This is a genomic window from Tateyamaria sp. LSS28 (assembly GCF_059611725.1).
Genome location: NZ_JCAPFI010000011.1, coordinates 43029 through 64683, shown reverse-complemented (window position 1 = coordinate 64683; position 21655 = coordinate 43029). Strand labels below are relative to the sequence as shown.

Annotated in this window: 21 protein-coding genes; 12 read left to right on the top strand and 9 right to left on the bottom strand. The window is 57.9% G+C overall.

Translation table 11 applies throughout. The features are described from left to right. Positions 1-14: 14 nt before the first annotated feature. The 6 genes from AC53L6_RS23125 to pedF form a co-directional block, all read right to left on the bottom strand. Positions 15-797, bottom strand: a complete 783-nt coding sequence (locus AC53L6_RS23125; protein WP_496909549.1) for an FAD binding domain-containing protein — start codon at positions 795-797, stop codon at positions 15-17. Between the two features lie 12 nt (positions 798-809). After that, a complete protein-coding gene (locus tag AC53L6_RS23120; protein WP_496909548.1) occupies positions 810-3182 on the bottom strand; it encodes a xanthine dehydrogenase family protein molybdopterin-binding subunit in 2373 nt (790 codons plus the stop codon). A 13-nt stretch (positions 3183-3195) separates the two neighbouring features. Then, the gene (locus tag AC53L6_RS23115; RefSeq protein WP_496909547.1) at positions 3196-3681 is read right to left on the bottom strand and encodes a (2Fe-2S)-binding protein; all 486 of its coding nucleotides are present in this window, start codon (positions 3679-3681) and stop codon (positions 3196-3198) included. Between the two features lie 39 nt (positions 3682-3720). After that, positions 3721-4236: an SRPBCC family protein gene (locus AC53L6_RS23110; protein WP_496909546.1), complete on the bottom strand. Its 516-nt coding sequence runs from the start codon at positions 4234-4236 to the stop codon at positions 3721-3723. Between the two features lie 86 nt (positions 4237-4322). Further along, on the bottom strand, positions 4323-5225 hold the full coding sequence (locus AC53L6_RS23105; RefSeq protein WP_496909545.1) for a substrate-binding periplasmic protein: 903 nt from the start codon (positions 5223-5225) through the stop codon (positions 4323-4325). 4 nt (positions 5226-5229) lie between these two features. Then, a complete protein-coding gene (pedF, locus tag AC53L6_RS23100; protein WP_496909544.1) occupies positions 5230-5928 on the bottom strand; it encodes a cytochrome c-550 PedF in 699 nt (232 codons plus the stop codon). Between the two features lie 163 nt (positions 5929-6091). Here pedF and AC53L6_RS23095 point away from each other — a divergent pair, with 163 nt between their 5' ends. Genes AC53L6_RS23095 through AC53L6_RS23070 form a run of 6 tightly spaced genes read left to right on the top strand, consistent with a single transcriptional unit; the run spans position 6092 to position 10783 of the window. Next, positions 6092-7255 (top strand): ABC transporter substrate-binding protein, encoded by a 1164-nt coding sequence (locus AC53L6_RS23095; RefSeq protein WP_496909543.1) that lies wholly within the window; start codon positions 6092-6094, stop codon positions 7253-7255. Further along, entirely contained in the window at positions 7252-8214 is a 963-nt protein-coding gene (locus AC53L6_RS23090) for a YVTN family beta-propeller repeat protein (protein WP_299606530.1), read from the top strand. The genes AC53L6_RS23095 and AC53L6_RS23090 overlap by 4 nt, the downstream gene beginning before the upstream one ends. Positions 8215-8238: 24 nt before the next feature. Beyond that, the gene (locus tag AC53L6_RS23085) at positions 8239-8691 is read left to right on the top strand and encodes a hypothetical protein (protein ID WP_299210062.1); all 453 of its coding nucleotides are present in this window, start codon (positions 8239-8241) and stop codon (positions 8689-8691) included. Beyond that, complete coding sequence (locus AC53L6_RS23080) at positions 8688-9404, top strand: ABC transporter ATP-binding protein (protein WP_496909542.1); 717 nt, start codon at positions 8688-8690, stop codon at positions 9402-9404. Before AC53L6_RS23085 ends, AC53L6_RS23080 begins: the two co-directional genes overlap by 4 nt. After that, positions 9401-10192: an ABC transporter permease gene (locus tag AC53L6_RS23075; protein ID WP_496909541.1), complete on the top strand. Its 792-nt coding sequence runs from the start codon at positions 9401-9403 to the stop codon at positions 10190-10192. The genes AC53L6_RS23080 and AC53L6_RS23075 overlap by 4 nt, the downstream gene beginning before the upstream one ends. A gap of 54 nt (positions 10193-10246) precedes the next feature. Beyond that, a complete protein-coding gene (locus tag AC53L6_RS23070) occupies positions 10247-10783 on the top strand; it encodes a tetratricopeptide repeat protein (protein ID WP_496909540.1) in 537 nt (178 codons plus the stop codon). Here the strand turns inward: AC53L6_RS23070 and AC53L6_RS23065 are convergent. The 3 genes from AC53L6_RS23065 to AC53L6_RS23055 form a co-directional block, all read right to left on the bottom strand. After that, positions 10723-11388 (bottom strand): ABC transporter ATP-binding protein, encoded by a 666-nt coding sequence (locus AC53L6_RS23065; protein ID WP_496909539.1) that lies wholly within the window; start codon positions 11386-11388, stop codon positions 10723-10725. The genes AC53L6_RS23070 and AC53L6_RS23065 overlap by 61 nt on opposite strands. After that, positions 11389-12357: an ABC transporter substrate-binding protein gene (locus tag AC53L6_RS23060; protein ID WP_496909538.1), complete on the bottom strand. Its 969-nt coding sequence runs from the start codon at positions 12355-12357 to the stop codon at positions 11389-11391. A gap of 71 nt (positions 12358-12428) precedes the next feature. Next, positions 12429-12950: a hypothetical protein gene (locus AC53L6_RS23055; RefSeq protein ID WP_496909537.1), complete on the bottom strand. Its 522-nt coding sequence runs from the start codon at positions 12948-12950 to the stop codon at positions 12429-12431. Between the two features lie 217 nt (positions 12951-13167). On the opposite strand from AC53L6_RS23055, the gene AC53L6_RS23050 reads away from it, so the two are divergent. The 6 genes from AC53L6_RS23050 (at position 13168) to AC53L6_RS23025 (ending at position 21654) form a co-directional block, all read left to right on the top strand. Then, complete coding sequence (locus tag AC53L6_RS23050) at positions 13168-14937, top strand: PQQ-dependent methanol/ethanol family dehydrogenase (protein ID WP_299606514.1); 1770 nt, start codon at positions 13168-13170, stop codon at positions 14935-14937. Between the two features lie 109 nt (positions 14938-15046). Further along, positions 15047-15748 (top strand): response regulator, encoded by a 702-nt coding sequence (locus tag AC53L6_RS23045; protein WP_299210045.1) that lies wholly within the window; start codon positions 15047-15049, stop codon positions 15746-15748. A gap of 33 nt (positions 15749-15781) precedes the next feature. Beyond that, the gene (locus AC53L6_RS23040) at positions 15782-16978 is read left to right on the top strand and encodes an FIST N-terminal domain-containing protein (RefSeq protein WP_496909536.1); all 1197 of its coding nucleotides are present in this window, start codon (positions 15782-15784) and stop codon (positions 16976-16978) included. Beyond that, the gene (locus tag AC53L6_RS23035) at positions 16978-19179 is read left to right on the top strand and encodes a hybrid sensor histidine kinase/response regulator (protein WP_496909535.1); all 2202 of its coding nucleotides are present in this window, start codon (positions 16978-16980) and stop codon (positions 19177-19179) included. Before AC53L6_RS23040 ends, AC53L6_RS23035 begins: the two co-directional genes overlap by 1 nt. 252 nt (positions 19180-19431) lie before the next feature. Then, positions 19432-20454: an amino acid ABC transporter substrate-binding protein gene (locus AC53L6_RS23030; RefSeq protein ID WP_299606505.1), complete on the top strand. Its 1023-nt coding sequence runs from the start codon at positions 19432-19434 to the stop codon at positions 20452-20454. 63 nt (positions 20455-20517) lie between these two features. After that, entirely contained in the window at positions 20518-21654 is a 1137-nt protein-coding gene (locus AC53L6_RS23025; protein ID WP_496909534.1) for an ABC transporter permease subunit, read from the top strand. The last annotated feature ends 1 nt before the right edge of the window (position 21655 follow it).

Below are 21655 nucleotides of genomic sequence, written 5' to 3'. Positions count from 1 at the left end.
TGAATAGCTGTGGATCAGCTTGCGGCGGTCACCGCGCGGCCGGTCATCACCTTGACCAGATGCGCCCGATAGGTCGCCGAGCCGTGCAGATCGGTGATCATGTTGTCAGGTGACACGCTCAGACCGTCGAGCGCAGATGCAGAGAAGTCGGTGCTCAATGCGCCTTCGGCTTCAGTCCAACGGAACACGCCCTCGTTTGAAGCACCCGTCACCGCCACGCGCACCCCGTCTGCCAATTTGGCGACAAACACACCGACCAAGGCAAAGCGCGACGCGGGCTGGACGAACTTCTGGTAGTTGGCTGCTTGGGGGATTGGGAACTTGACGGCGGTGATGATTTCACCTTCGTCCAAGGCTGTGTCGAACATGCCCTGAAAGTAGTCATCTGCCGCGATCTCGCGCGAGTTGGTAACAATGGTTGCCCCTGACGCCAGCGCAGCCGCCGGATAACAGGCCGCGGGGTCGTTGTTGGCCAGCGATCCACCGATGGTGCCGCGATTACGCACCGCTGGATCGCCGATATTCGAGGCCAGAGCCGACAGGGCTGGATAGCTGCCATCCGCTGCGACGGTGGCGTGTGTGGTGGCCCCACCAATGCGCAGGCTATCACCTTCTTTGGCTATGCCCCGCATCTCGGTCACGCTGGACAAGGACACCAGTTTTGATGGGCTGGCCAGGCGCTGTTTCAGCGTGGGGATCAGTGTCTGCCCCCCGCCCAGTGCTTGCGCATCCTCGACCCCCATCGCTGTGGCGGCTTCGGCAATCGTGCCCGGTTTTTCAACGTCGAAATCATACATCTGAAGCCTCCTTTACTCAGCGTTCTGCATGGCGTCCCACACGCGGGCGGGCGAGACGGGCATGTCGATATGGGTGACGTTCTTGCCGCCTGATTGCAGGGCGTCGATCACTGCGTTCACGACTGTGGGCGGAGAACCAATCGCTCCGGCCTCACCGCAGCCTTTCACACCAAGCGGGTTGTGTGTGCAGGGCGTGCCCTTGCTGTGGTCGACGGCGAACATCGGCATGTCGTCGGCGCGGGGCATGGTGTAATCCATGTAGGACGCGCTGAGCAGCTGGCCGTTTTCGTCGTAGGTTGTGTTTTCGACCAGTGCCTGACCTATCCCTTGCGCCAGACCGCCATGGACTTGGCCGGTCACGATCATCGGGTTGATGATGTTGCCGAAATCGTCAACGGCGGTCATCCGGTCCACGCGTACCTTGCCCGTTTCGGGGTCTACCTCAACCTCACAGGCATAGGCGCCCGAGGGGTAGGTGAAGTTCGCAGGGTCGTAGAAGGCCGTTTCCTCCAGTCCCGGTTCAATGTCTTCGAGCGGGTATTCGTGGGGGATATACGCCTTCAGCGCGACCTCGCCAAAGGTCACCGACTTGTCCGTGCCAGAGACTGAGAACACGCCGTCAGACAACGTGATGTCGTGCTCGGATGCTTCCAGCATGTGGCCGGCGATCTTCTTGGCCTTGTTGATGATTTTTTCGGTCGCGCGGACCACGGCAGAGCCACAGACCGCCAGCGAGCGTGAGCCGTAGGTGCCCATGCCGAAGGGGATCTTGGACGTGTCGCCATGTACGATGTCGATCACGCCGGGGTCGATCCCCAGCATCTCGGCCACCACTTGGGGGAAGGCCGTTTCGTGCCCTTGCCCGTGGCTGTGCGCGCCGACCATGACGCTCAGGTTGCCGGTGGCGTTCACCCTCACTGTGGCTGCGTCGTAGAGACCCACGCGAGAGCCCAGCACACCGACGAGGTTCGAGGGAGCGATTCCGCACGCCTCGATATAGGCGTTCACGCCGAAGCCGCGCAGCAGGCCCTTGGCTTCGCTTGCCTTACGCCGGGTTTCGAACCCCGCCACGTCCGCGACTTCTTCCATCTTATCCATGAGAGCGTCGTAATTGCCCGAGTCGTATTCCAGACCTGCAGCTGACGCGAACGGGTACTGGTCGGGCTTCACGAAGTTCTTGCGGCGCAGCTCGATGGGATCCATGCCTAGCTCGCGCGCGGCTTTGTCGATGACCCGTTCTATGGAGTAGGTGGCCTCGGGCCGACCTGCACCGCGATAGGCATCGACGGGCGCGGTGTTGGTGAAGACTGCCTTCACGTTCACATAGACCAGCGGCACCGTGTAGTTCCCGGCCATCAGCGTGCCATGCAGGAAGGTCGGCGTCGCGGTCGAGAAGTTCGACAGGTATGCGCCTACGTTTGCCTTGGTGTCGGTGCGGAAGGCGAGGAATTTGCCATCCGCGTCCAGCGCGAGTTCGATCTTGGTAACGTGGTCGCGGCCATGGGCGTCGGTCAGGAAGCTTTCGGTCCGGTCTGCCGTCCATTTTATCGGGCGCCCCAGCTTCTTGGCTGCAGCCAGCACAAGAGCTTCTTCACCATAGTGATAAATCTTCGACCCAAAACCACCGCCCACGTCGGGCGCAATGACGGTCAGCATGTTCTCGGGGATGCCAAGGACAAAGGCCGAGATCAGCAGCCGCGTCAGGTGAGGATTCTGCGACGTGGTGTGCAGAGTGTACTCACCCGTGCTGGCCTTATAGCTGCCGATGGACGCGCGCGGCTCCATCGCGTTGGGCACAAGACGGTTGTTCACCAGTTCCAGCGTGGTGACGTGATGCGCGTTCTTGATCGCGTTGTCCGTCGCCTCGCGGTTGTCCTCGATCCAGCCCCAGTCAAAGCACTGGTTGGTGCCGATTTCATCGTGGACGAAATTGGAACCTGAAAGCGCGTCGTTCATGTCCACGACAGCGGGCAGTTCGTCGATATCTGCCTCGATGGCTTCGACCGCGTCGCGGGCCTGTTCAATGGTTTCCGCGATCACGGCGGCATAGGCGTCACCGACATGGCGGACTTTGCCATGGGCCAGAACGGGGCGTTTGGGTTCCTTCATCGGCTCGCCGTCGCGCGAGTTGATCAGCCAGCCAGCGGGGTTGCCGCCCACCTCGACGAAATCCTCGCCGGTGAACACGGCCAGCACGCCGGGCATGGCCTCGGCGGCTGAGGTGTCGATGGAGTTGATCGTGCCATGTGCCACGGTCGATCGGGCAAAGACCGCATAGGTCTGTTTCGCCAGTTGAATATCATCCGTGTATTCGCCGGTTCCGGTCAGGAAGCGGACGTCTTCGCGGCGCACGGTGGCGGCGCCAATCCCTGTATCTTTGGGCATATTGGTCTCTCCCTTATTCGGCGGCCAGAGCGGGCACATCCTGACCGGACGCGGCCATGATCGCTTTGACGATGTTGTGGTACCCGGTGCAGCGGCAAATGTTGCCTTCGAGGTATTCGCGCACCTCGTGCTCGGACGGCTTTGGGTTGTCCTTGAGCAGTGCCGCTGCCGACATCACCATCCCCGGAGTACAAAACCCGCATTGCAGACCATGGTGATCTTGAAACGCCTGCTGGATCACGTTCAGCGAGCCATCGGCGTTCGCCTGACCTTCGATCGTGTCGACCGTTGCGCCGTCTGCTTCGGCGGCCAGCATTGTGCAGGATTTCACGGCCTGCCCATCCACGTGCACCACGCAGGCCCCGCATTGAGACGTATCGCAGCCGATATGGGTACCGGTCAGGCCCTGATCCTCGCGCAGAAAGGACGACAGCAATGTGCGTCCTTCCACGTCGCCCGAGACGGCCTTTCCGTTCACCGTCATGGTTACCTTTGTCATCCTGTCCTCCCTTAGAACATCTCGTTGTGTTTGGTGCGCTTAGGTGACCAAGCGCTTGAGCCATCCCTTCTTGGGCGTGTCTTCCGACGCCTCGGGGTCTGTTTCTTCGGTGGGTGATGCGCCCACGTGATCCTGAAAATTCGTAAAGAACTGGTCTGCCATCTTCTTGGCGAAGCCGTCGATGATGCGGCTGCCCAATTGCGCCAGTTTGCCGCCAACCTTTGCTTCGACCTCGTAGTGCAGGACTGTTTGCGCCCCCTTCGCTTCCAGCCGCACATTGGCGCCGCCCTTGGCAAAGCCTGCAGCCCCGCCTTTGCCCTCGCCCGCGATGGTGACGCTTTCGGGGGGTTGCATGTCAGAGAGGGTTACGGCCCCTTTGAACGTTGCTTTGACCGGGCCAACTTTTTGCACAACCGTGGCAGTGAAACCTTCTTCAGGGGTGCCTGTCATTTCCTGACAGCCCGGGACGCAGAGTTTCAACACTTCGGGATCAAGGATGGCCGCCCAGACCAGATCGCGTTCGGCATCAATGACACGTGAATCGCTGAGATTCATGAGAGTACCCCTTCTACTTCCTGCGGAGCCTATGGCGCAGGGGGACGGGACACTATTCGACCAAGTGTGTACGACCAAAGTCGCTCTTACCGTTCGGGGGTTTGGTGCGTCAGTCCATACTTCTCGTAGATGGCAGAAATCCGGCCGTCCTGAAGTGCATAATTGATGGCGTCATCAACCGCGTAGGACAGCGGACGGTAGCGAAAATTTACCGCCACACCCAGCGTCCACTGACTGACGGCAAACCCGGCCAGAGGTGGCTGATGCACATCCGTGCTGTCAGTCAACCCATGCTCAAGCTCACCCAAGGGCCCCATCACCGCCTTCACCTCGCCCGCGTTCAGCGCGGCCATGGCAGCGCTTGTGGTGGGGAAGCGGCGGATGTTGCCCTGAAGTTGACCGCCCACAAATCCAGACAGGTAGAAGTCCGAGATCGAGTCGTTCTCGACCCCAACAGTGTCGAAGCGGAAATAGGCGGGGACGGGTTTATCTTCGGGGTAGGTTGCCTTGTCATAGGCGATGGCGATGCTTTCGCCTGCGTATTGTCCGGTGAATACCACCTGTTCAACACGGCATTTGAAGGCGCTGTCATAAGGGATCCGCATCATCACGTTGGCGATCCGGCCCCCGATCAGTGCACCTCGCCAGATGTTGTTTCGTAGATCGGCGTCAAGGTTTTCCCCCGCATCAACAAAATTGAACCGCGCTTCGACCCCCAAATCCTTGGCGATGATGCGCGCAATCTCGATATCGACGCCCTTTGGCTCTCCGCCTTCTTCCCAGGAATAAGGTGGGTAGTCTTCGTAGACGGCGAAGAGCATGTGGCCTTGGTCCTGGATCTCGTCCATTTCCTTGCCCACGATGTCGCGACCGACATTCTGGGGCTTGGGCTGGGGCACATAATCTGCACATGGATCAGCAGCATGGGCCTGCCCCGTCCAGGACAGACCCATAACCACCAGGGAGAAGATCGTGTTTCGAATTGTCATACCGTCAGTTTGCGGCAGACAATCCGATGGTCAAGGCCTCGGAAGCCGACTTGTAAGCGCCCGGTGTCCCGTCGATCAGGTTCGCAGCACGGAAGGCGACGCTGTCGGCCACAGGAGCGCCTGACAGGGTCGGGATTTCACCTGCGATTTCACCCAGCCGTGCCTTGAGTGCGTCAGCATCTGCGCCGCTGGCGTCGCTGGTGTAGCCAGCCAGTTCGTCGCGGAGTGTTTTTAGTTCGTCTGCAACTTCTTCGATCGCCACGTCATCGGGGCGGGCTTCGATGTAAGTGCGGATAGCCCATGCAGCCTCCTGGCCCAAAAGCTCACCAAAGGCCGGCATCTTGGTGATGCCGTTCTGGGTGTAGCCTTCAACGAAGCGTTCGACATACCATTCATCGCCGTATTCTTCGGCTTCAAGGAACCGCAGATCGGGTGCCAAGCCACCTGAAACAACTTCAAGCCCATGGCACCGTGCGCAGTTCTGGTTGTAACCTGACGCGCCGATTTCAACGGCGCGCAGCCAGGTTTCCTCACCCACCTTGTCGGCGCGATAGGGATTTTCGGTCAGCCACTCGCCTTCAATCATGGGCAGGCCAGTGGTGTCCACCGCCTGCGGTGCGACGTCGCCGTGGGCAACGGCAAGCGTTGCGATAGCCGTCAGTGCGCTGGCCATAAGAAACTGTTTTTGGGTTGTGCTTTTCATCACATGCCTCCCTGACACGAATGCTCCTCATTGCCTTTGTCCTACGCCACCAAAAGGATGCGCGGTATTGGACTTTGGTTGTGCGTCGAAAGGAGTAAGACCATGGTCCTATACCAGTCGCTTTGCCCGCCACGGTAGCCTAGCAACCATGGGAGGAATTGTCGTGAAACACCTTGTGATAGGTGCGCTCGTCGGGGGTGTCCTCGCCGCGCCAGCATCTGCGGAGATGACACTGAACATCGGGTATCTGCGCGTCGAACAGCCAGCGCCGCCGACCCTGTCGAACCTTGATCCGATTCCAGAGAATAACGGGCTTGCAGGCGCGCAAACGGGTCTTGCTGATAACCTGACAACGGGAAAATTCCTGGGTCAGAAATACGAGCTGACCGTGACCGAAGTGTTTGAGGACCAAGACCCGCTGGCCGCCGCGCGCGACCTGCTGTTAGCCTCTCCCTACCTTGTGATCGATGCGGGACCCGAAGACATCATCGCCATTGCCGATCTGGCCGAGGCGGAAGGGGCAGTATTGTTCAACACATCTGCCGGTGATCTGGCCCTCCGCGACGTGGAATGCCGGGGTAATCTGCTGCACACACTGGCGTCCGATGCGATGCGTACGGATGCGCTGGCACAAGTACTGGTCAAAAAACGTTGGGATGACCTGGTGATGATCACAGGTACGCATGCTTCTGACCTCAGCTATGCCGAGGCGGTGCGTCGGTCGCTGACGAAGTTCGGTCTTGATCTGAATGGCGAAAAAGAATGGGCCTTTGATGCCGACATGCGTCGCAACGCATCGCAAGAGGTGCCGCTCTTCACACAGGACTTCGGCGACTACGACGCGCTGATCATTGCGGACGAAGTGCACGATTTCGGGCGGTATGTGCTGTATAATACGTGGCAAGCGCGTCCGGTCGTGGGGTCAGAAGGGCTGACTGCCGTGGGCTGGTCCCCTGTCATCGAACAATGGGGGGCAGCTCAGCTGCAATCCCGGTTTGAGGATGAGCATACGCGTGAGATGACCGCGCAAGACTATGCCGCCTGGGCCGCCGTGCGCACGCTGGGTGAGGCGATGACGCGTACCAACGCGTCCGACCCCGAAACGCTGCGCGGCTATATCATGTCCGACCAGTTTGAACTGGCGGGCTTCAAAGGACGACCGCTGACTTACCGCGACTGGAACGGACAGTTGCGACAGCCAATTGCCATCGTGCATCCCCGCGCCCTTGTGGCGCAGGCCCCGCTTGAGGGGTTTCTACATCAGACCAACGAACTTGATAGCCTGGGGCTCGACCGTCCCGAAAGCAAATGCGAGGCGTTCCAATGATCCGATTGACTGCGATGTTCTCTCTTCTGGCCTCGACCGCGATGGCGGGCGAGATTTGGGTGACGAATGAAAAGGATGACACAATTTCTGTCATCTCGACCGATACACTTGAAGTGATCAAGACTTATGAAACGGGTGAACGTCCGCGTGGCATCCTGTTCAACAGCGACTACAGTCGCGTCTATATCTGTGCGTCCGACAGCAATGCGGTGCAGGTGATGGACCCTAACTCGGGCGAGATTCTGCACGAGCTACCCTCGGGGGATGACCCGGAACAGTTCGTCCTGCATCCGAATGACAAGCACCTCTATATCGCGAACGAGGATGACGCGATAACGACGGTCGTTGATGTCGAGACCCGCAAGGTGATTGCCCAGATCGATGTGGGCGTGGAACCCGAAGGCATGGCCGTGTCCCCTGATGGGAAGATTGCCATCACCACGTCCGAAACCACCAATATGGCCCACTGGATCGACACTGACACACAAGAGCTGTTCGCCAACACGCTTGTCGACAGTCGCCCACGTCACGCCGAGTTCATCAAGGATGGGGCTGAGATGTGGGTGAGTTCCGAGATTGGCGGCACGCTAACCGTCTTCGACACGGCCACACAGACCGAAAAGGCCAAGATGAGCTTTGAGGTGCAAGGCGTGCACCCCGACCGGGTGCAGCCTGTGGGCTTTGAATTCACCGCTGGGGATACGCACGCCTTTGTGGCGCTTGGGCCGTCAAATCACGTGGCAGTCGTCAATGCCGAAACCTACGAAGTGGAGGATTATATCCTTGTTGGCCGCCGCGTCTGGCACATGGATTTCAACGAGGATCGGTCGATGCTGTTCACCACCAACGGTGTGTCAGGCGACGTCACCGTAATCGACGTCGAAAAACGCGAAGCCATCAAGTCCATCAAGGTGGGCCGCTTTCCCTGGGGGGCTGCATACCGCCCCACGGGGTCGTAATCACAACATTTCGGGAGGAACCCAATGAAAACTTTGGCTTTGATCGCCGCGATGGCGCTCGCGGCGCCAACACTTGCCCTGGCCGACAACGATGATGACGGCCCCAGCTTTGGCGCCGCGGGCCTGCTGGGCGGTAGCAACAAGGAAGACCTGCCGCCGATCATCTTGTCGGCAGGAGAACCCATCGCACCAGAGGGCGCGTGGGAATTGAAGTCCGGCACCTATTACGAGTTCGAGATTCAGGGTGATGGCAGTCAGGAGCTTGCTTTGGTCGGACCGGAGTTTTTCCGAGCCATCTGGATTGACGAGATTGTCGTTGAAGGCTTGGAAATCCGGCCGCTCGGCCTTGATAGCATCGAGTTTGATGAAGCCGGTGAGATGGAGATTGGTTTCATCGCGATCAAACCCGGCGCATACTACATCAAGATTCCCGGCACATCGGGCGAAACACAGCGGTTGGAAATCACCATTAAATGAACGGACTTGAGGCGCAGGACCTCAGCTATTTCTACGGCACCAAGCGCGCGCTGGACAACGTTTCGTTCAGCGTGCGCACTGGTACGTTCTGTGCACTGCTCGGTCCGAACGGGGCGGGCAAGTCTACACTCCTTAACTTGCTGACCCGTCTATTTGTTGCACCAGACGGACAGATCACAATCGCAGGCCATGACCTGCGAAAGTCACCGCGCGCCGCGTTGGCGCAATTGGGTATCGTGTTCCAGCAAACCACACTTGATCTGGATTTGACGGTGCAACAGAACCTGTCTTACTTCGCTGCGCTGCACGGGCTTTCCGGTCGTGCGGCCCAAAGCCGGATCGAAAGCGCGCTGGATCAACTGGACATGCGCGAGCGGGCAGGGGAGAAGGCGCGCGCCCTGAACGGCGGGCATAGGCGCCGCACCGAAATTGCCCGCGCATTGCTGCATGATCCAAGTGTCTTGCTGCTGGATGAACCCACTGTCGGTCTTGATGCCGCGACCCGCGCGTCGATAACGGACTACGCCCACGGTCTTGCTGAGGACGGCAAGACGATCCTGTGGGCCACGCATCTGACGGATGAGGTACAGCCAAACGATGATCTGATCATTTTGCACCAGGCCCGAATTCTGGAGACCGGCAAAGCCCAAGACATTGCCGGTGATATGAGCCTGCAGGATCGGTTCCTTTCGCTGACTGGAACGGTTGCATGACAGCCTATCTCACGTCTCTTCGCGCCATTGTCCTGCGCGAAGCCTTGCGTTTTATCCATCAACGGGAACGCTTTGTTGCCGCCCTTGTACGCCCGTTGGTCTGGCTACTGGTGTTTGCCGCCGGGTTTCGCGCAGCCCTGGGGCTCAGCATCATCCCACCCTATCAAACCTACATCACCTACGAGACCTACATTGTGCCGGGGCTGTGCGGCATGATCCTCTTGTTCAACGGCATGCAATCGTCACTGTCATTGGTCTATGACCGCGAGATGGGGTCGATGAAGCTGTTGCTGACCTCACCTTTGCCCCGCTGGTGGTTGCTCTTTTGCAAGTTGCTGGGCTCAACCACGATTTCGATCCTGCAGGTCTATGCTTTCCTTGTCATCGCTGCCGCGTTTGACATCAAGATGCCGGTTTGGGGGTATCTGACCGTATTGCCCGCCCTGATCGTGGCGGGATTGATGTTGGGTGCGCTTGGGTTGCTCCTATCCAGCTTCATCAAGCAGCTGGAGAACTTTGCCGGCGTCATGAACTTCGTGATCTTCCCGATGTTTTTTCTGTCGTCGGCCCTCTACCCGCTGTGGAAGATGGCAGAGAGTTCAGAGCTTTTGCACGACATCTGCGCGTTCAACCCGTTTACGCATGCGGTCGAGTTGATCCGTTTTGCGCTATATGTCGAGGTGAACGGTGCAGCGTTGGCTTGGACTGTATTGGCCGCAACCGTCTTCGCCGCTGCGGCGTTGGTTGGATATGATCCTGCGCGTACTCGAATTGGGCGGCGCGGTTAGGCACCGACCAATGGCTCGGTCGCGAACTGACAGGAACTATGGTATGGAAGGGCCATGAAACACTCTGTGATCGCTACCTTCATTTGCACTTGCTGCGCTGGAACCGTTCTGGCCGAGGAGTTTGGCACACTCAATCCTGACGAGATGACGTGGCAGCATTTCCTGGAAGAAGCTGAGCGTGGCGAGACAGGCATGGTCATTTGTTCCATGGGCTATGCCCTGACAAAGTCCGGAGATCACCAGTCGGCCCGCACTTTGTTCCAGAACTGTGCAAACGATGGCTACACCGGTGCCATGACTTGGATGAGTCAGCTGGACAACAACGGGTTGGGTGGCGACTACAATCCAGATGCCGCTGCCGAATGGGACCGCCGCGCGGCGGAGCTTGGCGATCCTGTGGGCAAATTCAACTATGGCATTGCGCTGATGCGGGGGCACGGCGTTGCGCAAGATGAAGATTTGGGACGACAATTTGTCGATGAAGCAGCGGGCGAGGGACTTGTGATCGCGCAGAGATTGCAGCGCGCCGACTACGATCTGGACGAGGTCACGCCCGACGCGGACAACTGGAAATACGCGCCTTCGTTCTGAACATCGCCGACAATGGTCGCGGGGTTGCCGCCCAGCGTCACGATGCGACTCGCCAGTTTCTCTGCTTCCTGTGCAACATGGGTCACAAGAATTGTTGTCACGTTGTGCGTGGCCCGTAAGCGGGCAAACAGGGCCATCATCTCGTCCACCAATGCCGGGTCAAGCGACACAAACGGTTCGTCCAGCAACAACAGATCAGGTTTCACCGCAAAGGCACGTGCAAGGGCCAGACGGCGTTGTTGGCCAAGCGAAAGCTGCCCCGGATAGTCCTCGCCGCGTCCGGCAAGGCCCACATCCGCAAGCGCTACGTTGACCTGCTTGGCGGTTGCACCCGTCGTTACGCGAATGTTGTCGCTGACAGTGCGCCAAGGCAACAGCGTCGGTTCCTGAAACACCATGGCGCAGGTTCCGTCCAATGCACATGATCCTTCAAACTCGGTGTTAAGGCTGGCGATGACACGCAGAAGGGACGACTTTCCAATGCCGGACGGGCCCACAAGGGCAAGTGTTTCACCACGCCTCAGCTGGAAGGAGACATCTTGCAGGATACGGGTGTCGTCATGGCGCAAACTCTGCAAGCGGACGTCGAGCAAAGAGGAAGCCAACTAGCTACCGGATTGCAGGAATGTGCCTGCCGGCAACTCCTGCGCCTCGCCCATCAACTCCTTGCCGCCCAGCTCGATCATCAGCGCAAGCATGCGCGCAGCAGCGTCTTCATCCACGGGACCGGGGGCAGGAATACCCGCGCGGAATCCGGCCTTGAGTGCTTCGAATTGTGCATCGGTTTTGGCGTTCATCTTGTCGCGCAGACGGTCCCATTCCGCGTCATCGGTTGCCAACAGGTTCTTCGCATCGCGCGAAGCCGCCGCAAGGCCTTTCACAAGGTCAGGCATGTCGCGCAGCATCTCGCCCTTCACCACGTAGCCCAGCAAAGGTGTGTCGGGATCCAGCCCAAGATCAGTCGCCGCATCCGCAACGTCCACAAGTTTTCGCATTCCCGATGCCTCCATCTTAGCCAGAAAATGCCAGAAGTTGATGGCCCCATCCAACTCACCTGACAGAGCGGATTTGAAGATCAGGGGTGGGGCAGCAAATACCTGTTTGGTGTCAGCCTTGAGGTCGATACCATATGTCTTTTCCGCATAGGCGCGGAGGATTAGCCAGCTTTTGTCCAATGGGCCGCCGGCAATGCCGATCTTGCGCCCGGACAGGTCGGACAATGATTGGGCCGGGCTGTCTTCAGGCACCATGACGCCGCCGACGGCCTTGGAATAGGGAATGAAGAGGTAGTCCTTTCCGGCGGCACGCTGGCGCGCGACCCAGAGCCAGTCAGACACGATCACATCAGCTTCGCCACCCTGAAATGCCACCTTAGCTGCTGATCCACCAGCAACGCCCTGCACCTGCAAATCGAACCCGTGTGCCGCATCAAATCCGTGATGTTTGATCGTATTCAGTTCCCAGGTCACAGTCCCGAACTTCAGAACCGACGCCCGCAGCGTCGGGTCTTCAGCGAATGCGGCCGTGGCGACGACAGCTGCGGCCATCGCTCCGGTCAGTGCTTTGAAAAACATCACGTAATCCTCCCGTATTGCCTAAGCCTAGCAGTATGATGCTGCGCTGGAATGCGACCGAAGCCGCAGCTTCAATCGATGACCATGCGTGGTAACCAGTGGCTGTCTGGGTCGCTTTCATGCAGGTCCGTCGCCTTCAAGGGCCGAAGGTTGCCCGCATCGGGCGGCGCGGACAGCAGGTCCATATCCATCTCGTGCAAGGTGCCGATCAGGCGACCGTCGTCTTCTTCCAGCTTGTAGTAAACGCCGTTCCACATATTGATCCCGTATTCCGTGGCCCCTTTCCAAAGGAACAGGAAGTCATATTCGAGGTCGGTCAGGTCTGCATGGATGTTTCGATTGATGTCATAGGGGTAGGGCACATGGCACCAGTGTTTCTTTGGTCCCTCAAGGCAGCGGAAGGGTCGCATGGACAGGAAGTGATTTGAGAACGGCGCATCTTCCATTTCAATGGCGTAATCACCGCCGTCGGCAATCGTGATTGTCGCGATCTTGATCTGATCTCCATCCTGCGATTCAAGGTAAACACTTTGGCTTTCCGCGGCAGCAGTCGAGGCCATGGCGACAAGCGCAAGCGTTGCTCTGAGTGTCATGACAATTCCCCCCGCACGCAGGATAGGAGCTGTCTGATTGAGTCGCAGCGCGACCAAAGTCGCACGTCATCTGTCAAGTTCTTTGGGGTCTTACGACCATTGTGCAATACCTACGCGCCCCTTTTGCGCAAATAATTGGCGCAGGGCAAAGGTCGGCCTGTTTCAGCATGTCACCTTTGTAAGAACTGCCCACCAACGGGTTTTGGGAGGAAAACAAATGAACAGATTTATTGCAGCTGCCGTTGTGGGGGTACTTATGACCTCGCCAGCATTTGCAGAAGGTGTGACCGAAGAGATGCTGGCGAACGATGCGGCCTCTACGTCCGACGTGCTGACCAACGGGATGGGCCGCCACCTTCAGCGTTACTCTCCGCTCGACATTCTGAACAAGGACAACGTGGACAACCTTGTCCCTGCATGGGCCTTTTCACTGGGTGGCGAGAAACAGCGCGGTCAAGAGACGCAACCCATCGTGCATGATGGTGTCATGTACATCACCGGGTCCTATTCACGTATGTACGCGATCGACGTGAAGACGGGTGAAGAGATCTGGCAGTACGATGCCCGCTTGCCCGAAGGTATCCTGCCCTGCTGTGACGTGGTGAACCGTGGTGCGGCCATCTACGGCGACAATATCTATTTCGGCACGCTCGACGCACGCATCGTGGCGCTGAATGCCAAGACCGGCGACACTGTCTGGAACAAGAAGATTGCGGACTACAAGGCTGGATACAGCTACACCGCCGCGCCGCTGATCGTGAACGGGCTGATCATCACCGGCAATTCGGGCGGTGAGTTTGGCATTGTTGGCGAAGTGCAGGCCCGCGACGCCATAACCGGCGAGACCGTCTGGACGCGACCCGTGATCGAAGGCCACATGGGCACGCTCAACGGCGAAGAAAGCACCATGACCGGCACGCTCAACGCCACGTGGCCCGGCGATATGTGGAAGACCGGCGGCGGCGCCACATGGCTCGGCGGCTCTTATGACGCCGACACCGACACGCTGGTCTTTGGCACCGGCAACCCTGCGCCATGGAACAGCCACCTGCGCAACGCGGGCACGCCAACCGAAGGCAACGCAGGTGACAACCTCTATGCTGCCTCGCGCATCGGGATCGACCCCGCCACCGGAGAGATCAAGTGGCACTATCAGACCACCCCGCGCGAGGGCTGGGACTATGATGGCACCAACGAGGTCGTATCCTACACCGACCGCGCGGGCAACATGCGCTATGCCACCGCTGACCGGAACGGCTTCTTCTATGTCTTGAACCGCGAAGATGGTGCTTTCGTGAGTGCGGTACCCTTCGTCAAGGACATCACATGGGCAAGCGGCATCGATGAAAATGGCCGCCCGATCTTTATCGAAGAAAACCGCCCCGGTGACCCTGCGGCCTCGGCTGATGGCAAAAAAGGCGAAGTGGTGTTCTCATCCCCGGGCTTCCTCGGTGGCAAGAACTGGATGCCCATGGCGTTCAGCCAGCGCACCGGCAACTTCTATGTACCTTCGAACGAATGGGGCATGGACATCTGGAACGAACCGATCACCTACAAGAAGGGTGCTGCATATCTAGGCTCGGGCTTTACCATCAAGCCGAACTACGATGATCACATCGGCAGCCTGAAGGCGATCGACCCCGACACCGGCGAGCTGAAGTGGGAGTTCAAGAACGATGCACCCCTGTGGGGCGGCGTGATGACGACAGCAGGTGGCCTGGTGTTCACCGGCACGCCCGAGGGCAAGTTCATCGCCTTTGACGACGAGACGGGCGAACAGCTGTGGTCCTTCCAGACCGGCTCGGGGATCGTGGGTCAGCCCATCACTTGGGAACAGGATGGCGAGCAATACGTCACCGTCATTTCCGGCTGGGGTGGTGCGGTTCCGCTCTGGGGTGGTGAGGTTGCCAAGAAAGTGAACTACCTGAACCAAGGTGGTATGCTCTGGACATTCCGTTTGCCCGAACAGCTGGCTTCGGCCAACTGATCTTTGAACCTCACATGCAAGCGCTCCTGCAACAGCGGGGGCGCTTGTCTTTTGATGTAGTACCTTTTGGCAAGTGACCGGCCTGCGCCCCGTGGTCTAAGCTGGCATCATGTCATTTCAAACCACGCCCCTATCCAACCCATCCGAAGCCAAGGTGCCACAAGGCTGGGCGCTGGTCATCGATGATCACCCGCTGTTCTGTGACGCGCTTGAGCTGACACTGCGATCTGTCGCGAATTTCGACAGGGTTGTGACGGCTGATAGTCTCGAAAGTGCACTCAACAGATTGGCGGATGACGCGCCACCATCACTTATTTTGCTGGATCTGAACCTGCCTGACGTTGATGGGCTGGACGGGTTGATGCGGCTGAAACGCACGGCCGAGAGCACACCAGTCATCATCGTGTCGTCGATGACCGACAATTCGATCATAGCCAATTCAATCGTCGCAGGCGCACAGGGATTTGTGCCCAAGCATTCGCATCGGTCCGTCTTTCTTGAGGCCATACAAACCATTGCAGCCGGTGATGTTTACAAACCGGCGGGCTATGTCGAAGGAAATGGGGCAGAAAACAGAGAGGATCATCTGAGCCGCCTCTCGTCTTTGACAAACCAACAGGCGCGCATCCTCGACCTGATCTGTGAAGGCAAGTTGAACAAGCAGATTGCCTTTGACCTGTCGATTGCCGAGACAACGGTCAAGGCGCATGTCACTGCGATCATGCGCAAGCTTGGCGTTCAAAGCCGGACCCAGGCCGTCCTTGTTGCGCAGGAAGCGAAGTATTCAAAAGTCTTGCCAACATCGGACTGACGCCCCTATCCTTCGCGTCAGGGAGATAATCAAATGACATTGCAGTCCAAGGCCGACAGGCTTGAAGGACGTGCCGTGGCAGACCAGTACGATATACTTCGTACAGGTGAAGTGCGCGCTTCGACGACATCGCCGGTAAAACACCTGAAACGCAAGTTGGGTGACGGGCCGCTTGCGCTTGTGGCCTTGTTTGTAACGCCCCTGGTCGACTTCCAGGGTGTTGTGGCCGAGGCCGCCGCGCTGTTTCCTAACACCGACGTCTTGGCCTGCACAACTGCGGGCGAGATTGGTGCAACCGGCTATGAGGAAGGTCTTGTCGTTGCCATCGGATTTCCGTCAGACGGGTTCGTGACAAAATCGATCATGATCGAAGATATCAATGCTCTCGATACACAAGCAACTATCGATGAAATCACGCTTGAACGGATCGCGCTGAGAGACAAAACGCCTGATCTCGACGACAGTTTTGCCTTCCTTGTCGTGGATGGGTTGTCGCTCAGCGAGGATACGTTAGCGGCCACGATTGCGCCGGCGTTGCGTGACTTTCCCATTTTTGGTGGATCGGCGGGCGATGGGACCAGCTTTGTTCAGACCTTTGTGGCGCTGAATGGCAAAGTGGCCAGCAACGCTGCGATCCTCACCCTGGCCCGCAGCAAGTTTCAGACCCGCGTGTTCAGCCTGAATCATCTGGTGCCTGGCGAAACGCAAATGGTCGTGACAGGCGCCGATCCCGCACGCCGCATTGTAAAAGAGATCAATGCAGAACCTGCCGCACGCGAATATGCCCGGCTTGTGGGCAAGGACCCAAACCAGCTGGATCGTTTCACCTTCGCATCACATCCTGTTGTCGTCAGGATTGGCGACACGCACCACGTGCGTGCGATCCAGCAGGTGAACGAACATGGCGAATTGGTATTCTTTTCTGCTATTGACGAAGGGATGGTCCTGACAGTGGCTTCGCAAGAAAACCTGTCAGCGCATTTGCAAAAGAAACTGTCCGATCTAAGCCATCCACGGAAACCGACAAACATCATTGGCTGCGATTGCATTCTGCGCCGGATCGAAGCAGAGCAATCGCAACAGACGCGGCAAATTTCGGACGTTTTGGGCGAGCATCGGGTCACTGGCTTTTCGACCTATGGTGAACAGATCGGACCCTTGCACGTGAACCACACGATGAGTGGTGTAGCTTTCTACCATCCAGACCCGCGAGACAAGGGACGCGCATAATGTCTCTGATCGATCCGCGGGACTCGCTTGAGCGGCAGAACGAAAAGCTTCTCCAGATATCTCAGGCGCTGATGCGGCGGGTCGAACAAAAGACGGAACAATCCGGCTTTGCCTATCAGCAATTCGAACGTGCGGCTCTTCTGGAGTCCGAGGTGCGGGAACGCACCCGTGACCTTGAACGCACATTGGACCTCCTGCAGGATTCCAACGCACGGCTTGAACAGGCAAATATTGAGACTGAGACCGCCCGGTCGAATTTGGCCGAAGCGATCGAGACAATCAACGAAGGCTTCGCGCTGTTTGACGAACAGGACAGGTTGGTCCTGTTCAACAGCCGCTTTTGTCGCGATCTGCAGGATGTTGAGCCCGTTCTAAAGGAAGGGCTGACGTTTCAGGAATATGTCACTTCCATTTCAAACAGCCGCTTTCTGGCACTGCCAGATGGGCAGACTGCCGCAGACTGGGCGCAACTGCGTATCGAGCGGCACCGCGAAGAGCATGTGGTGTTCAACGTCAGTCTGATCTGGGATCGCTGGCTGCAAGCCTCGGAACACCGCACCTCCCGCAACGGGACGGTTATCCTGCAGACTGACGTGACCGACATCATTCGGATGGAACGTCACGAACGGGACAAGATGCGCCATCAGCAAGCGCGCAGGTTGCAAGCAACACTTGATCACCTGAACCAGGGTGTCTGCATCTTTGACCACGACAAAACGCTGGTCGGATGGAACAAGCGTATGGACAGGCTGTTGGACGTTGCGCCAGCCCGCACGCGCGACAAACTGAAATTCGACGACCTTATGGACCAGTTTCGGGAGGAGTTGACTTTCGGATCACGTTTTACCGCGCAGCGACTGATCGATTGGGCCAACCGCACCCGCTCACGTGAACCGATCGCGTTCGAGGTGACCCGCAAAGGTGACCAGATTTACAGCATCTTTGCTCAGGAAATGCCGGACAAGGGTTTTGTGATCAGTCTGACCGACGTCACCTCGGAGCGTGCTGCGACCCGCGCTCTGGCCAACGTCAACGAGAAACTGGAGATGTGGGTTGAGGAACGCACAGCAGAGCTCGAGGATGCCTTGGCCGAAGCAGAACGTGCAAATGCGTCAAAGTCCCGCTTTGTAGCAGCCGCCAGCCATGACCTGCTGCAGCCTTTGTCCGCGGCAAAGCTTTTTGTGTCGTCGATTGCCGATCAGATCGACAACGCGGATGTCCAACAGATCGTTGCCAAGACCGAAACGGCACTTCAGGGCGTTGAGCAGATTATCGAAGCCTTGTCAGCAATCTCAAAACTGGATGCGGGCAAGGCTGTGTTTGATGTCCAGCCCATCTCGTTGACAGAAATCTTCGACCCTCTGAGGGACGAACTGGCTCCAAGCGCACGCGCCAAAGGTCTTGCATTCAACCTGATCCATAGTGGCCTGACCGTTGTCAGCGATCCGGGGTATTTGCGACGAGTCGTTCAGAACCTGTTGTCGAATGCGATCCGCTACACCGAAACAGGGCGCGTTCTAGCGGGCGTCAGACGGGTCGGAGACTTTGCGCGCATCGAAGTTTGGGACACTGGATGCGGCATTGCCGAACAGGATCAACAAACGATTTTTCAGGAGTTCAAGCAGCTGGGATCCGGCGCAGCGAATTCAGGGCTTGGATTGGGCTTGGCGATTGTCGAACGGGCTTGCAAAGGCCTTGGCCATCCATTGGAACTCTGGTCACAACCGGGAACAGGCAGTTGCTTTTCCATAGTGGTGCCAATTTCTGCACCCACGGCACGGTTGCAAAGCCCTCATGACACGACGCCCTCGCACACACTCCGCGATCTGAACGGATTGTTGGTGATGCTGGTCGAGAACAATCGGGGTGTCGCACAGGCCATCAGCCATTTGATCGAAAGCTGCGGCGGCGAGGTGATCTTGGCCGAAACCGGAGAAGAAGCGCTTTCGACAATATCGGAAATCGATCTTGTGCCTGACGTGTTTCTCCTGGACTATCAATTGGGTGACGGCATGACCGGCATCTCGCTTTACGAGCATCTACTGCACAAATACGGCCGTGTCCCGGCATCGATCATATCTGCGGATCGCACGACGGAACTGCGCTCGCATTGCAAACGTTTGAACATCAAACTGCTGCCCAAGCCGGTGAACGCACAGCGCGTTAACGATTTCTTGAGTGAAAGCATCAAGGCAAACTGACCTTGCTTGTCGGCGGCGGCGACAGCACTGCCGGTACGCCGCTCACAAAACGCTCTCCAATCATACCACTTCCAAAGTGATCCGCTGCCTCTGTCCCGTGCCGACAACAGTTGCACCTTTCTCCCCGCTGACCCTCGGGATGCACTGCAATCAAGATTTAAGCTTGACTCATACTGAGTTTCGACTTCATGCTACATAACAGCACAAATATGCCATTATACAGAACAATAGGGAAATAAGATGCTCAGGGAAATGTCTCTTACCAGCGTGGTGGCGGCCGCGCTTGCACTGCTCCCGGTCACCGCGATGGCCGAGAGCGCAACCGTCAAACAAATAAAGGAACGTGGCACACTGCTATGCTCCGGTCACAACGGCAGCTACTTTGGTTTCGTCGAGGTGAACGATAAGAACGAATGGAAAGGTCTGGACATTGACCTGTGTCGCGCGCTGACAACGGCCATTTTGGGCGACCCCAACGCGAACCAGATCGTACCGCTGTCCTGGGCACAACGCTTCCCAGCGCTGCAATCCGGTGACGTTGACGTCATCATCAAGGCAACCGGTTGGACCATGGGCCGCGATACGGAACTTGGCCTTCAGTTCAGCCTGCCATACTTCTTCGGCGGTACCCAATTCATGGCACACGGTGATCTGGGCATCACCGAAGCCAAGGACCTTGAAGGCGGCACAATCTGCGTCGAGGCCGGGACCACCATCGAACGGATTTCAGCGAACTACCTGTCCACAATCGGTGTCGAACACACCATGGTGTCATACGAAAGCGCTGCAGAGCTGCGTGCGGCATATGTGGCCAACCGTTGCGATGCCTTTGCTGGGTGGGGTCCCAACCTCGCTGTTCTGCGGGCGACCGAGATCGACAACCCCGATGCACACGTGATCCTGAGCGACCAGTTGTCGTCGGAGCCAATTTCCGCAGCCATGCGTCAGGGCGATGAAGAATTCGTTGATGTGGTCAACTGGATGCTCGCAGCAATGCTGATCGCCGAGGAAGAAGGCGTAACCATGGCCAATGTCGAAGAAATGGCCGCCAACCCACCGAACCCGAAAGTTGCCCGCCTGCTGGGTGTCGAGCCCGGCATGGGTGAACGCCTAGGTCTGCGCGACACATGGGCGCGCGAGATGATCGCGGCCGTAGGCAACTTCGGCGAAGTCTACGATCGCAATCTGGGCGCGAACAGTCCTTACAAGCTGGATCGTGGGCTGAACAACCTTTGGAGTCATGGCGGCGTGCTCTACGCGCCGATCCTCGACTGATCAGATGCTGGAAGGGCCGGCTTCAAAGCTGGCCCTTTCTGACTCTTGAGTAGGGAAACTGCCATGTCCAAAGCAGAAGAGTTACGCCGCAAGGTAAAACGGCGCAAAATCACCATACAAGCGGTCTTGATTGGTGTTTCCCTGCTTGTAGTCTATGGGGCATTCACGACCGCCAGAACGAACTTGGCAGCGCAGGGCCTGACCAGCGGATTTGGCTTTCTGGAGCGCAGCACGGGGTGGGACTACAGTTTTTCACTGGTCCAGAAGGACATAAGGGACCCATATGCACGGACGTTGTTCGTGGGCTTCCTGAACACGCTCTTTGTCGGGTTTATCGCAATAGTTTTGACCACCTTCTTGGGGTTCTTGATTGGAACTGCGCGGGACGCATCCAACCTCGCCGTCAAGACTGCTGCGACGGTATATGTTCAGATCTTTCGAAACATACCACTGATACTGCAGCTTGTGTTTCTTTATGCTGTTCTGATCAACTTGCCGGGACCGCGGCAGGCAATGTCATTGGCAGACACTGTTTTTATGTCAAACCGCGGCATGATGCTGCCGGGCCTGAGCGTCTCTCCCGGCATCGCAGTGGCACTTTTACTAGCTTCGCTGGCGATGGGCGTACTGTTGATCTGGACCAAGCTGCCATTCTTTCGTGGTCTGGCGGTCTGGATCGGTGGATCCATCGTTCTGTGCCTCGCCGTTACCGCTGCCTTTCGACCCGAAGGCGCAGGAATGTTCTCTGTCCCGGAACTTAAGGGCCTGCGGTTTCGGGGTGGGATAACCATTCCCATTGAGCTGTTCGGGATGATTATCGCGATCACTCTCTACGGCAGCGCCTATATTGCCGAGGTGGTCAGGGGTGGTTTGGCACAGGTGCCAAAAGGATTGACTGAGGCAGGCCAGGCTCTTGGGTTGACCAAAGCGGCAATCTGGTCGCGCATCAAGATGCCTATGGCTCTTCGCTCCATCATCCCGCCGCTTGGCAACCAGTGGATCTTTATGATGAAGGCGACAACGATCGGGGTCGCGATCGGGTTCAGCGACCTATTCTACATTGTATCGATCTCCATCACTCAATCCGGGCAGACCCTGGAATTAATCGCAATTCTCATGGGGGCATTCCTGTTGGTGAATGGCGGGCTGGCTGTTTTCACCAACTGGCTCAATGCCCGTATGAAGCTGAAGGCGCACTGAC